The organism is Mesorhizobium sp. LNHC252B00 (assembly GCF_000502955.1).
Lineage (GTDB): Bacteria > Pseudomonadota > Alphaproteobacteria > Rhizobiales > Rhizobiaceae > Mesorhizobium.
In genome coordinates this window covers 1-13035 of sequence record NZ_AYWO01000053.1, presented here as the reverse complement: position 1 = coordinate 13035, position 13035 = coordinate 1, and the positions used below count along the sequence as shown (strand labels likewise).

At 58.0% G+C, this 13035-nt stretch carries 8 protein-coding genes and 9 pseudogenes; 10 read left to right on the top strand and 7 right to left on the bottom strand.

The annotated features are described in order from the left end of the window. Window positions 1-428 precede the first annotated feature (428 nt). The 5 genes and pseudogenes from X744_RS1000000173105 (at window position 429) to X744_RS140730 (ending at window position 4820) form a co-directional block, all read left to right on the top strand. Window positions 429-902, top strand: a complete 474-nt coding sequence (locus tag X744_RS1000000173105; protein ID WP_156938654.1) for a transposase — start codon at window positions 429-431, stop codon at window positions 900-902. Next, window positions 883-1236, top strand: coding sequence for an IS66 family insertion sequence element accessory protein TnpB (tnpB, locus tag X744_RS140725; RefSeq protein ID WP_023762979.1), 354 nt, complete (start codon window positions 883-885; stop codon window positions 1234-1236). Before X744_RS1000000173105 ends, tnpB begins: the two co-directional genes overlap by 20 nt. A 54-nt stretch (window positions 1237-1290) precedes the next feature. Then, a pseudogene (locus X744_RS01000000170590) lies at window positions 1291-3078 on the top strand (IS66 family transposase). A gap of 157 nt (window positions 3079-3235) precedes the next feature. Further along, on the top strand, window positions 3236-3721 hold the full coding sequence (locus tag X744_RS1000000175735; protein WP_245266875.1) for an MFS transporter: 486 nt from the start codon (window positions 3236-3238) through the stop codon (window positions 3719-3721). A gap of 10 nt (window positions 3722-3731) precedes the next feature. Next, a complete protein-coding gene (locus X744_RS140730; protein ID WP_023762974.1) occupies window positions 3732-4820 on the top strand; it encodes a hypothetical protein in 1089 nt (362 codons plus the stop codon). A 128-nt stretch (window positions 4821-4948) separates the two neighbouring features. On the opposite strand, the gene X744_RS1000000174705 is transcribed toward X744_RS140730, so the two are convergent. Next, entirely contained in the window at window positions 4949-5098 is a 150-nt protein-coding gene (locus tag X744_RS1000000174705) for a transposase (RefSeq protein WP_198032297.1), read from the bottom strand. 341 nt (window positions 5099-5439) lie between these two features. Here X744_RS1000000174705 and panD point away from each other — a divergent pair, with 341 nt between their 5' ends. Next, complete coding sequence (gene panD, locus X744_RS140740; protein WP_031261405.1) at window positions 5440-5892, top strand: aspartate 1-decarboxylase; 453 nt, start codon at window positions 5440-5442, stop codon at window positions 5890-5892. A 35-nt stretch (window positions 5893-5927) separates the two neighbouring features. Here the strand turns inward: panD and X744_RS140745 are convergent. Together X744_RS140745 and X744_RS01215 are read right to left on the bottom strand one after the other, a co-directional pair. Next, window positions 5928-6323, bottom strand: a pseudogene (locus X744_RS140745) (hypothetical protein); the annotation flags it as partial. Then, a complete protein-coding gene (locus X744_RS01215) occupies window positions 6316-6873 on the bottom strand; it encodes a tyrosine-type recombinase/integrase (RefSeq protein ID WP_023762970.1) in 558 nt (185 codons plus the stop codon). The gene X744_RS01215 and the pseudogene X744_RS140745, both read right to left, overlap by 8 nt. Before the next feature lie 168 nt (window positions 6874-7041). Between X744_RS01215 and X744_RS1000000173090 the strand changes: the two are divergent. Then, window positions 7042-7667, top strand: a pseudogene (locus X744_RS1000000173090) (transposase); the annotation flags it as partial. Window positions 7668-7678: 11 nt separating this feature from the next. Here the strand turns inward: X744_RS1000000173090 and X744_RS1000000175730 are convergent. Continuing rightward, a pseudogene (locus tag X744_RS1000000175730) lies at window positions 7679-8111 on the bottom strand (transposase); the annotation flags it as partial. 348 nt (window positions 8112-8459) lie between these two features. On the opposite strand from X744_RS1000000175730, the pseudogene X744_RS1000000174700 reads away from it, so the two are divergent. Continuing rightward, window positions 8460-8642, top strand: a pseudogene (locus tag X744_RS1000000174700) (hypothetical protein); the annotation flags it as partial. 29 nt (window positions 8643-8671) lie between these two features. Here the strand turns inward: X744_RS1000000174700 and X744_RS140755 are convergent. Next, the gene (locus X744_RS140755) at window positions 8672-9448 is read right to left on the bottom strand and encodes a class I SAM-dependent methyltransferase (RefSeq protein ID WP_050589619.1); all 777 of its coding nucleotides are present in this window, start codon (window positions 9446-9448) and stop codon (window positions 8672-8674) included. A gap of 241 nt (window positions 9449-9689) precedes the next feature. Continuing rightward, window positions 9690-10951, bottom strand: a pseudogene (locus X744_RS01000000170580) (IS5 family transposase); the annotation flags it as partial. A 115-nt stretch (window positions 10952-11066) separates the two neighbouring features. Between X744_RS01000000170580 and X744_RS140760 the strand changes: the two are divergent. Next, window positions 11067-11234 (top strand): annotated as a pseudogene (locus X744_RS140760) (integrase core domain-containing protein); the annotation flags it as partial. 338 nt (window positions 11235-11572) lie between these two features. On the opposite strand, the pseudogene X744_RS1000000173080 reads toward X744_RS140760, so the two are convergent. Then, window positions 11573-12256 (bottom strand): annotated as a pseudogene (locus X744_RS1000000173080) (transposase); the annotation flags it as partial. Window positions 12257-12337: 81 nt separating this feature from the next. Here X744_RS1000000173080 and X744_RS01000000170570 point away from each other — a divergent pair. Next, a pseudogene (locus tag X744_RS01000000170570) lies at window positions 12338-12754 on the top strand (transposase); the annotation flags it as partial. Window positions 12755-13035: the final 281 nt, after the last annotated feature.

The following is a 13035-nucleotide window of genomic DNA, read 5'->3' as shown; positions in this document are numbered from 1 at the left end:
CTTTTTGCCCATGGGCGGCAAGATATCCGAAATCGGTGCCCACTCGGTCCCCGTCCTTCTGACGCTGCTCCATTCAGGAAGCGGGCATTCATCGGTCCGACCCTCGTATTGTAAGCTGGCCTGATACGGCCGCAGGCTGCCAATTCGAGAGAGTTCGTCTCCATGACCGAAGAGATTTCCACTATGAACAAGAAATTCTCGCCTGCGGGCGATGCGAGCCTCGCAATTTTTGCGCGCCTCGAGTCCGAGGTGCGTAGCTATATCCGGTCGTTTCCGGTCCTATGCAATAGCATCTGCAATGCTGACCGCATCTGTCGCGCTGGGCTTAGCCGACCCATGCTTGATCGCAAGCGCGAATTTCCCCGCACCTTTTGCTGTTGAGTGCTCTGATGCATGAGGTGTCCACCAAAATAGGTGGACACCTCATGATGGAAGAAGATGAGCAGAAACTGCTGGTGAGGCTTGTCGGTCGGGACGGGCGACGCCGATACGACCCGGCATCGAAGGAGCGTCTTGTCTCGGCCTGCCTTGAGCCTGGCGTGTCGGTATCGAGGCTCGCGCTCGAACATGGGGTCAATGCGAACCTTCTTCGGAAGTGGATAAAGAAGCGCGCGGAGACCCAGTCCTTCCCGCCGTCCTCATCACCGTCGTTTATCCCGGTTCAGATTGAAGGCACTTCCGATCGGGCCTTGCTGCGACAGAGCAGCATGGCTGCGGTGGATTTGCCGGGGACTTGCGATGGGGTGCGTGGATCGGCATCGAAAAGGACAGCGCATTTTTCCTCTCCAGCCAAGGTGAGCGCGTCGCTGCCGAACGGCGTGAAGTTGACGCTGGAATGCGGTGATGTGGATGCATTGACGGCGACCATCGGAGCACTGGGTCATGTTCAGACTGGGCGCTGACCTGAAAGTCTACCTGCACCGCGAGCCGATCGACTTCCGGGCCGGCATCAACAGCCTTGCGGTTCTGGTCCAAGAGACGATGGCGCTCGATCCGTTTGCTCCGGCGGTTTTTGCGTTCTGCAATCGCCGTCGCGACCGGATGAAGCTCCTGTTCTTCGATCGGTCGGGCTTTGTGCTGGTCCTGAAGCGGCTGACCGAGGACAGGTTCAGGTGGCCGCGCCGGGAGGCAGCGGTGGTCACGCTTACGACCGAGCAATTGCACTGGATCCTCGACGGCATCGATATCGATGCGATGGTCCGCCATCCGGCGCGGCAATATCAGGTTGCGGGTTGAGGGCTCTCGAATTGAGCGGTTGACGCGACGGCATGCTTTCGATTCAAGAATCTGATGAATCGACCCGGCGAACCGACTGTTGAAGAGTTGATGGCGCGCATTGCTGCGCTGCAGGGGCAGAACCGTCAACTCGCCGAACGCGTCGTCAAACTCGAGGAAGAGCTGGCGCTTGCACGACTGCATCGTTTTGNGCGCAGAACCGTCAACTCGCCGAACGCGTCGTCAAACTCGAGGAAGAGCTGGCGCTTGCACGACTGCATCGTTTTGCGCCGAAGAGCGAAAAGCACATTGACCGCCTCTTCAATGAAGCCGAACAGGCCGCGGATGAGGATGACGCCGACAGCGAAGATGGCGATGTCGTTGTCCTGCCGGACACGGGCTTGCCGGCGACCGAAGGGGCGACGGGAAAGAAGCGCGGCCGCAAGGCCTTGCCGGAAAACCTGCCGCGCGAGCGTGTCGAGTATGACCTTCCCGACGACCAGAAGGCTTGTCCTTGCTGCCGTCACCAGATGCATCGCATGGGCGAGGCCGTTACCGAGCAACTTCATATCGAGGTGAAGGCGAAGGTTCTGCAGAATGTGCGGTTCAAATATGCTTGCCGCCATTGTGAGCGTACCGGCATCAACACGCCGGTCGTGACCGCGCCNAGAATGTGCGGTTCAAATATGCTTGCCGCCATTGTGAGCGTACCGGCATCAACACGCCGGTCGTGACCGCGCCCGCGCAACCCTTGCCGGGCAGCATCGCCACGGCTTCGACGCTCGCCTTCGCGCTCGTTCACAAATACGTCGCCGGCACACCGCTCTACCGCCTGGCGCAGGCCTTCGAGCGCGCGGGTGTTCCTGTCAGCCGTGGCGCTCTGGGCCACTGGGTGATCGGCTCGAGCGAAAAGCATCTCTCCCGCATCTATGACNGTTCCTGTCAGCCGTGGCGCTCTGGGCCACTGGGTGATCGGCTCGAGCGAAAAGCATCTCTCCCGCATCTATGACGTGCTGAAGCTGCGGCTCAGATCGCAGCCCCTCATCCATGGCGACGAGACCACGCTCCAGGTGCTGAAGGAAATGGACAGAGAGGCCGCCAGCACCTCGTACATGTGGGCATACCGGAGCGGCCAGGACAGTGACGAGCCGATCGTGCTGCTCGATTATCAGCCGGGTCGCGGCCAGATACACCCGCAGACCTTCTTGGGCGATTACCGCGGCATCGTGATGAGTGACGGCTATTCCGCCTGGCGCACGCTGGAAGGAGCAACGCATCTTGGCTGCATGGCCCATTCGAGGCGGCGCTTCGTCGATGCCCTAAAGGCGAGGAAGAAAGGCGGCGGCCCGCCGGAACAGGCGCTCCGGTTCTTCGAACAGCTCTATCGGGTTGAAAGGCAGGCGCGGAACGAAATCCCCGATGACGGCGAAACGCGGGATGACTGCATTCGCCGCTTCCGCCAGCAACATAGTGTCCCCATCCTCCAGGCTCTCAAGGCATGGCTCGACGACATCGCCCCAAAAAGTCTTGCCGGACAGCAAGCTCGGCGACGCCGTGTCCTACGCCCTGAACCAATGGGGATATCTGACGCGTTACACCGGCAGCATGCCGATCGACAACAATCTTCTCGAGCGTGACATCAGAATCTTTGCCACTGGCCGGGAAAGTTGGCTGTTCAGCGATACCGTCGACGGAGCCAGGGCCAGCGCCGTCATCTACAGCCTGATGTTGACCTGCCGCGCCTGTGGCGTCGAGCCGTTAGCGTGGCTGCGCCACGTCCTCACTGAACTACCTCAGCGCCCCGAGAACGCAGCCATCGACGATCTGCTGCCCTTCAACTTCGCCAAAACCGCTGCAGCCTGATCCGCCCGGACGCGTCCGTCTGAAAGCGATCAGCTGTTGCAAGGCCGTCGACGTGCGGGGAAATGAGCGCTTACGCTTGATCCTCGGCTTCAGCTTTTGAATTGCATGCGGCGGCGCCCTCCAGGATCGCGCTTGGCAAGCCTCGGTTGGCAATATTGTGGACCGACGCGATGTTCCCGCTGCCGTCACCCTGCTCTCTGACGGCTTCAACACCGTCCGGACCATAGGCCCGGCGCTCGGCAGCATCGTGGTCGCCTCGTCGGGAGCCTGTGACGGCTCTCGCCCTGACCGCACTCCGCTATCTGCTGCCTCTGGGAACCATATGGCGCTGCAAATGAATGGCTCGGACCGCCGAAACAACTTTCGCACGCGAAGTGTAGGCGGGCTCCTGCCTGGTAGCGGCAGACACACGGTACTACAGACTATCCGCTTACGCCGCCTGATACGGGCAGTTTCCAACTGGTATCAGTCCGACCTCGTTGACTTGGGATCGGAGGTCTTTCCGAAATGCGGCGCTGAAGTCGGGCCTTATCCATCGTTCGGCAGTCCGAGATCGCTGCATCCTTGCCCGAGTCAAGCTACCAAATTTCGCGGGTGCTCAAAAACAAATTACCAATGTATTTGTGAACCCTGTCAGGAATAAGGAGAGAAGTATGTCTTTGGACGTTTCATTCATGTTCGGCGGGATCTCGAGTGAGTATGATGGGTCCATCTCGTCCTTAACGCACATTATTTCCTCCTACTTGGCTCTTCCTCCTGCCGAACGACCATTCTCTCTGAAGCAGATGTACCACGTCAGCCGAGATGATAGCCTTGTTCGCACATTTCCATTCCATAGCGATTTTACTATTTCCGAACTGCAGACGTATATCTCCGATACCAGCATCCTTCCTGGACGTGCACTGCTAGATAGTTTTGATGTGATTCGATCGCGCAACGAATATGTTGTAAACTTGTTGCCAGGACAGTTCGGCGAAGACGGTGGAGTTCAGACACTTGCAGCGCTTTTTGGCTTAAAAGGAACGTTCGGCGATCCACAGGTTGCATCGTTGACAATGAACAAGTTCGCAATGTCGTCATTTGTGTCGTCGCTATTCCCAACCGAAACTATGAAAGCGCCAAAGACAACGTTACTGAAACCAATATACTTGGAAAGCGCAATGCAACATGCGAAATCACTTCGTGGGCCGATTGTCGTGAAGCCGAATTCGCTTGGTTCGTCATTGCACACCGCCGTTTTCGATAATTTCCTCCCAAACGAAGCGGATATTTATGCGCTAGTTGATAAAATATTTAAGTTTGACAGTACAGCTCTATTGCAGGAATTTGTTCCAGGCGATGATTATTCCTGCGGCTGTATCGTGACATCAACAGAATTGATAGTGCTTCCTGTTGTAAAGATCGAAACAGAAAACGGCTTCTTTGGCTATTACGAAAAGCAATTAAGACACTTATCTAATAAAAAGATCGTCGACAAGGAAGATGAGATCTCCGTTCGGCTTAAACATGTGACCAGGACAATCGCATCTGCCATCGACATCTATAGTATAGCCCGTTTTGATTTCAGGGTTACAAATACATCAGATATTTATTTTTTGGAATGCAACTGTATTCCAGGCCTCGCCATAGATAGTATATTCACAAAAATGCTTACACATCACGAAATGACAGTTATCGACTTGATACAATTGGTCGCATCTGGTTCTAATAGCTTCATTAGAAAACCGCATTCTATGGAATAGACGTCGATTTATCCCAGCGGCGCGGGGGTCGCGAAGTGGCGGAACCGGATGTCGACCGCGGATTCTTCGACGTATCCTTACCGATTCGAATAATTTGCTCCACGGACGGTCTCCTTTGCACGAGGTCTTCAACGACCCCATTCTGGCACATCGATGCCGTGCGGGAGGCCGTCCACCCCACAGGTCTGCACTTGCGAGGATACGGCATTGATCGCTTCTGGAAAGCCTTTGAGGCCGTCGACGACGGCGATCAGGATGTCGGCGACGCCAAAGTGCACGCTCGATTACCTGGGTTGGTTGCGAGGCTGCGGAAGGTGCCGATTGGCCTTCATGTCGTCGCTGACATGGAAGGAAAGGAACATATCAAGTCTGCATCGGATCTCATTCTACTGGAAGAGGGGCATCGACAGACCACCAATGCCTCCATCTCATAACGCGCCAACTGCGCCTGACCGACACCGCCTGCGGGCGTACAATGGCTGCTATTTTCGACGTGATTACCGATCCATTGAAGCCGCCTTCGACCTATCGCAGAACATGGATCAATTCCCGTCCCGGACTAAGATACTGCAGTCGCTCGCCGGTGCAGTGAACCATACCCGAAAAAGGAAACCTGTTGATGAGAAAAGTCGTTGCCGCCAAGCTTCATGGCATCACTGTGACCGACGCGGATCTGAACTACCATGGTTCAATAACTCTGGACCCAGATCACTGCGATGAGGCGGGTATTCTGCCGCTGGAATTCGTTGAGATCTGGAATAAGGCTTCAGGCGCGCGAATCAGCACGTACGTCATTTACGGTGGGAGGGGTTCTCGTTGCTGTGTGCTGAACGGAGCCGCTGCCCGCACCTGCCAAGTAGGAGATGAGATAATCATTTGCTCCGCCACATATATGGAGGAGCATCAGATCGTAGAGATCAAACCGCGAGTGCTGACGTTCAACCGGGACAATTCTGTCCGCGATCGCATGTTCTACGATTGCGGGATCAAGGATGATGGAACAATGACGTTCGCCATTCGCAAAGGTTTTCCCGGCAACGCCTTAAAGAGCCCGGGTCAGGCCAATTACTGATAGCTCACGGAATCGGACTGGGCGATGAAGGACGGTCAACCAAGTGGCGTACTCGCCCGTCTGGCCCCTGATAGGCCGCCGTCATCGGTGCCATCGTCCAGCTCGACACGCTGCCCATCGAGCCGCTCCAACCGGGTCATTAGCTCCGGCGCGGCGGATAGATACCAGTAGGTGTCGCGAACATTGGCGTGGCCGAGAAAGGTCGAGAGGACCGGCAGTTCCCGCTCTACATCTTCATCTTCGCCCGCACGATGCCAGTTGGTCAGAGCCTGGACGGCGAAACGGTGCCTCAGATCGTGAATCCGCGGACCATTGCGCTGCCCCCGCTGCCGCAGACCGATCTGTCGCGACAGCTGCCAGAACACCCGGTGCACGTATTGGTACAGCAATCTGCCGCCCTGCTCGGCGACACAGAAATAGGGGCTACGAGGCGCGACGAGATGCCAAGTTCCAGGACGGGATCGAGATCATCGAAATGAAGCCGCAAAGCGCCGCTTGATCAAACCAGTCACCCAAATTCCGNACGTATTGGTACAGCAATCTGCCGCCCTGCTCGGCGACACAGAAATAGGGGCTACGAGGCGCGACGAGATGCGCGTCGCGTCGCGCGGCATAGTCCAACTGCACGGCGACCGTCGTGGCATGGAGCGGGACCAGCCGCGACTTGCCGAACTTCGTCTCCCGAATGGTGAGGATACCTTGGTCGAGATCGACGTCGTCCCGGCGTAGGTCGAGCGCTTCGGAATGGCGTAGCGCGGCCACCCTTATCAATCTGAAAAAGCAATGATATGTCCAGCGACGCAGGGCGTTGGCCGGCGGCAGCGACAGTGCCGCCGCCAGAAGCGCCGTGATCTCAGCATCGGTATAGATGTAGGACTTTGCCCGCCGCGCCGGCGACACAGCGTCTTGAGGTGGCACTTCCGTCAGGGGGTCGAAATGAGCGAGGTGCTGAGCGAAGCAGCGCACATCGGTCAACGCCATAGCTCGGCAAGCTTCACCACGGCGCTGGCAATGAAGTGGGTGACGTTGATCGGCCGACAACCGAGTTGGTCCATCCGCACGCCGCTCTCCTCAAATCGTCATCACCCAGTTTCCGCATCGGGGCGGGTGATGAAGCCTGCCAGAACCTCTCAAGGAGAGCGATACGCCATGAACGAGACTACCAATGTTTTGCGTCTTCGTCAGCCCGACGAAATTGATGATCCCCTGACGGGTGCTCCGCACCGGGGCGGGCCAATTGCTTGCGCAGGCGATCGAGATCGAGGCCGAGACGTTTCTAGCCCGAGATGCGGGATCCCAAGCTCGCCGACGGCCGTGACCGGATTGTGCGGCATGGCCACAGCCCGGAGCGGAGCATCCAGGCCAGTGCCAATCAGCCGGGTGAAGATCCGGGATCGCGGCGCAAATGGCGAGGTTGATCGGGTCCGGTTCTCCTCATCGATCCTGCCGAAATGGGCGCGTCGGACGCGAAGTCTGGATACGCTGCTTCCCGTTCTCTACCTGCGCGGTGTTTCGACGGGCGATTTCAGGAAGCGCTGAGCGCGCTTGTGGGCAAGGACGCGCCGAAACCTGTCACCCTCGGTGATCACGCGGCTGACAGGAGAGTGGATCGCCGACTACGAGCGTTGGCAAAAGCGCGATCTTTCTATGTCTATGTGTGGGCGGACGGGGTCTATCTGCAGGCGCGGATAGAAGACCAAGCCGAATGCATGCTGGTCCTGATCGGCGCCACGCCCGAGGGCAGGAAAAAACTGTTCGGTTTCCAGACCGGCGTTCCAGTGCGGCGCTTTCCGGCATTGTGCTTCACCCGTTCGTGGAAACAGCGGCTCAGTGTCGAATTCGGTTGGTGACGCAACCATAGCCATGCGAGTTGGACCATCGCTGTTCGAAGACGTGGGTTGCCTGCCTTCGAGACACCTGCTCACGATTGATCGAACCGCTTTCCCAGGGGCTTGCGGCACGCCCCGCATAGGATGCGACCTGTCTTCGATTGTCTGCCGGGACAGGCATTCGCTGGAGATGACATTGGCGAATTCTGGGCCGATCCCCTTAATGCCGAGCAACATCGTTGCGGGTTCGGTCAGGGCCGCCTTGTCCTGCGGCAGAACCGCGCCACGTTCGGCCTCCACCGCCTTGATCTGTTCGATCAGTAATTCGAGGCCGCCGAGTTCGCGAAGAAGCTGGGCCTTGATGTGCCGAGGCAGGTCGAGGCCATCACCGTGCGGAGTTCCTTCACAATGCGATCGACAAACGCATTGTCAATACCGTGCAAGACACTGTCCGACGCGTCGGTGGATCAGCAGACTGGGACTCCATGGCGAGGGACAACGCAATTCTTATCACCTACGGTCATATCACCCACTGTTGCCTGCTGCCGCCATTGCCCTTCTGACGGTCGGGCCAAATTTTTAGTGGATTGGTTTCTGCACAAGAAGAGTGGTTTAGAGAACGAAACTTGATAGCGTCCGCGGTCCAAACGCGACGTCATACTTGATGTGAAAGACCCTCGAATTGGTGGCAAAGCAAAGCCGGTTGAGCCGAGATCGTCAAAGGGATTGATCTCACTGCGCCGCATCCGGCCAATGCTCGGCTTCAAATCACCAGCATCAGCCGCGATCATCCTAAGCGGCATAGAAATGGTTCGCATGACGCGTAAATAACAGGCGAGTTGTCCCTTCAATCTGAATCCCTCCCTAGCCGAGCAGTTCCACCCCGGATTCGCACTACTCGTCCGCGAATCAAGCCTGTAGCCCTACGCGCAACCGCCCTGACTGCCCATTTACTTGTACGCGACGACGACTAGGCGCGGGCCATAGGAAGTAAACTCTCCGCCTTCCTGCCCATAGGCTTCAACAGAATCGAACCCCGCGCTTCGCAACATGCGAATGCATTCGGAAAACCCATATTGTCTGATAGAAAGACGCATGCGTCTCACACAACCACCACGGACGACGATCCTTTCGCAGTTTCGACGATCGGTCAGCGCGTCGTTGTTGATAATATCGATTCTTAGATCATTGTCGCGCTGCACGATCTCGTGGGTAGGCGACTGCTCGCGCAGCAAAGAAAAGCGATTGATCTGATCGATTAGCAGACGCCCGCCCTTTCGAAGTGAAGCAGCGGCTTCATGAAGGACCCTTTCATTATCAGCTTCATCGAAATAGCCAAACGTCGTGTACCACAGAAAGGCCGCGTCAAACCGATCTCGCCAGGGGAGTGAGCGCATATCCCCACGAATATACTCAACATCTACCCGGCGTTCAGCCGCATCCGCTTCGGCTTTTTTCAGCAAGATCGGCGAGATATCCAATCCGGTTACCCGCGCTCCCTTTACCGCCAACCGGTTGGTAATCCGCCCATATCCGCACCCGAGTTCGAGAACTGAGTTGCCATGTTCAAGTGAAAGAAGCTTCCAAATCGCTTCTACTTCTCGATCATTTCTGTCAGACGGATTTACCAAATCGGCAAAATACAAGTAATCTTCACTGAAATATGTTTCAAGTTCTGACATTGAACGAATATCCGTCTCATATTTTATGTTGTAATCCGTATTCAAGATGTTCTCCTTTAGTTGATGCCGGTATACTCTGCATGGAGGTCTCTAAACGTCTACAGTTTTGCATCTCGCCGCACAGATTAAAAGTAAAATATTTGTTATTGCTCTTTAAATTTATTAAATAACCGGTCCCTATGTAGTCCGCCCTGAACAATGGCTAATCCATTGACGCGGCAGTGCCGCAGCGACGGGAGGAAGTATCCGGTTTGGCGGCGCAAGCAGCGATAGCCAGCAGGATGAGCGCACGCCAAAGCGCCAGTGTGGCGAGGATGAGGCGCAGATTGTGGCCGGCGGCCACGAGCAGCGCATTGATGGCATCGCCAGCATGCCCGAGAAGGAAGTTCCGGTCCAGCCGCCCGTCGCTCTTCATGTGGCCGATGGTGGCCTCGATCGCCGATCGTCGCTTCAACTCCCGCTTCATGGTGGCGCTCAGCCCACGCTTGCTGCCGGCGATCATCACCGAACCCGAACCGGCATAGTCATGGCCGCGATAGCCCTTGTCGACGTAGATGCGGTCCGGCTCGACGCCGCCAATCTGCGCGGCCTGATCGACCGTTGCTGCGAGCGTGTGGCCGTCATACGGATTGCCCTCGAAGGATTTGGCGGCCAGCACGAGGCCTTCACGGTTGGTTGTTGCGATCCCGACCTTGCAGCCGAACTCGAAGGGCGCGCGGGCTTTGCCTTTCGAGATGCAGGCCACCTCGGGCGCATGCATCGAATAGAGCTTGTTCTTGTCCTTCGGCCTCTGGGCCAGCAGCCGCTCGACCAGCCCGAGCAGCCGACCGAACCTGGCCTCGAGTTCACCATTGCCGGCGATCTTGCGGCTGATGTCGCGGAACACCCGACCGAGATAGGTGCGAAGGCGCTTCAGTTCGCGCCGCATCCGTCGGAACTGCCGGGCGTGGGCATAGCGGCCGGCGCGTACCGCCGCGGCCTTGGCCAGCCGAGCGTGGCTCTGCCTCAGCACGACACCATACCGCTTCGCCTGGCGCGCCAGGATCTGGATCGCCTTCAGGTGTAGCCGGCTGTCGGTCGGATGAGCGATCGCTTTCGGCTGCACCGTCGTGTCGACGGTGATCCGTTCCAGCGAATTCGGCTTGGCGGTCCCGCTGTCGAGCGCCGCCTCGACGCTCGTCTTCAGCATTTCTTCCAGGCCCTCTGGTCCGATCCGCTTGCGCCGACGCGTCATCGTGCTGGCGTCGATGGCGCCTCGTGCTAGGACTCGAAGCCGCTAAAATACTGCCAGTACGCATTCTCCACCCACCGCTCCACCACCTCTTCGTCCGACACATCGTAGACGTGCTTGAGGTAATGCAGCGCCACCATCAATCGCGTCAGCTTGGCCGGCCTGCCGACCGGGCGGTAGAAGCGGTCGAACGCCTCATCAAACCGGGCCCACGGCATCACCCCCGACAGCCGCACCAGCGGGTGCCTCATTTGAGGATCGCATCCAGGCGCTCGCGGAAAAGCATTCTTGTAAAGTCATGGACCAGATGGAGGCATCGATAAAACACTGGGAAAGGAACGAACCGGATTCGATTTCCCGCATTCTCCGATACTTCAAACCCCTTGAGAATCTATGCCCTACAACGCTTTCAGATGTTTTTCAGCGCCGACTAAATACGAGGAGGTCAATCTGCGCGCCTACGACAGCGTGTCCGAGGCCCGCGCGTCGATCGCCCGGTATCTCGCCTTCTATAATGGAGGGCGCCCCCATTCGAGCCTTGATGGGCGCACGCCCGACGAGGCTTATTTCGGCGCGCAAGCGATGGCGACGGCCGCATGATCGTCGCCGCGCGATTTTGCTGCAGCTCTGGTCGGGCTCACACGGGCACTTCCGCGTCAAGACTTCTGTTTCACTCATCAGTCGTCTCCGACAGGCTGTTTCGATATCCAGGTTTGAGCCCGATCTGTGACCCGGTCGTTTCCGTACCAGTTCAAACTCACATACGGTCGGCGCACGAGACGGCCGTACCATCGTCCCGCTTGCGGCGGTCGGGGCTCCGAGGACGAGACCATTCTACGCGGCGGCTGTTTAAGCCATGCCCGACCTCGGTTCGCCCGCCTGGATCCGTCAGGACGTGATGACGTCCTGGGGATAGGGGATTACGTAATGCCTCCAGCTCACGCAGCCTTCATGACGGCCCCTTCGATGACGACGCCACTGGTTGCATATCTCCAAAGCGCAATAACGAGTTTTCGCGCCACCGCCGCGATCGTCGACTTTTTGAGTCGGCCGCCGTTGCGGTTGACCCGTTCATGTACCAACGACTAAGCGCCGAATCCTGCTGGTGTCTCAGCCGCGCCCAAGCGCCCTGTATCATTGTCGTTCGCAGCCGCGGATTGCCGGCCTTGGACACCCCATGTTCGTGGTCGATCGACCCGCTCTTCCAAGGGGTCGGCGCTAGCCGGGCGTAGGGCGCCAACTGTCTTCGATTATCGAAGTGTCGGAATAGTCCTTCGGACCAGAGGACCGCAGCGAATTCTGGACCAATTCCCTTCAGCTGCGCGATCATCGTAGCGGGCGTCGGATGTCCCGCTCACGGGCGATTTGGGCTCTCAGGGTATCCGGCAGATGACGGCCAGCGCCGGTCTTGAGTTTTTCCAGCCGTGCGCGGCGGTCACGGCGCAACGGCTCGTAATCGTTGATCCCCTGAGCGAATTGTAAGCCCTTGATCCCTTTTACATGCTCAACCCGTTCAGCGGTCAGGGTCTTGCGTTCGCGGCAAATCCGCGCCGATCTTCCTCTTTGGGCGTCGGGGCTTTGACCATGGCGCACACCCCTGGCTCACCGGGCTTGTAGGCTAAAGTGTCTGACCCGAAAAGAAGTTGGGTGATATCAGCGGCTTGTGGTTCAGTCGGTGTTGCGAAGCATCGACGGAGAGGCACATGTGGACCGATATCACCCGGGCGAAGCATGCCCGGAAAGGGCTGCGGTATTCAAGCGATTTGACGGNGTGTCGACGCTGCAGCGCTACTTCTACGCTTGGCGCGACTGCGGCCTTTGGAGCACGATCAATCACCTGCTGCTGATGAGCGTGCGTCTGGCCGCCGGTCGCCAAGCCTCACCCAGCGCCGGCGTGATCGACAGCCAAAGCGTGAAAACCACGGAGAGCGGCGGGCCTTGCGGTTACGATGCCGGCAAGAAGATCAAAGGCCGCAAGCCATATCCTCACCGACACCTTGGGTTTGCTGGTCGGCGCGGTCATCCCTACCGCCGATATCCAGGACCGCGACGGCGCTCCCGACGTTCTGGTCTCCATTCGGGCCAGCTTCCCGTGGCTGCGCCACGTCTTCGCCGATGGCGAATGCGCGCTGGGGCTCACTCTATGATGCGCTCTACGGCACGGACGGCATTCCGGAAGCCGACGAAGGGGAGGGGCTACAATCCCGTGCGCGGCGTGGTCGCCTGGGCGCGCAAATTCCTCGACGAGAGCGTTCCACTTAGAGCGGTTCCTGATTTGACGGAATCGAAGGGGATTCCGGATCAGTCGGTTTTGTGATTCAAGATGCTGGCTGGAGTGGAGGCCGGCATCGGATGACGCGACCTCTTTCGGATGATCTTCGCGAACGTGTTGTAGCGGCGG

Bases quoted from the DNA above. Each gene is read 5' to 3' on its own strand.
- X744_RS1000000173105 (WP_156938654.1), top strand. From the start codon at position 429: ATGGAAGAAGATGAGCAGAAACTGCTGGTGAGGCTTGTCGGTCGGGAC.
- tnpB (WP_023762979.1), top strand. From the start codon at position 883: ATGTTCAGACTGGGCGCTGACCTGAAAGTCTACCTGCACCGCGAGCCG.
- X744_RS140730 (WP_023762974.1), top strand. From the start codon at position 3,732: ATGTCTTTGGACGTTTCATTCATGTTCGGCGGGATCTCGAGTGAGTAT.
- panD (WP_031261405.1), top strand. From the start codon at position 5,440: ATGAGAAAAGTCGTTGCCGCCAAGCTTCATGGCATCACTGTGACCGAC.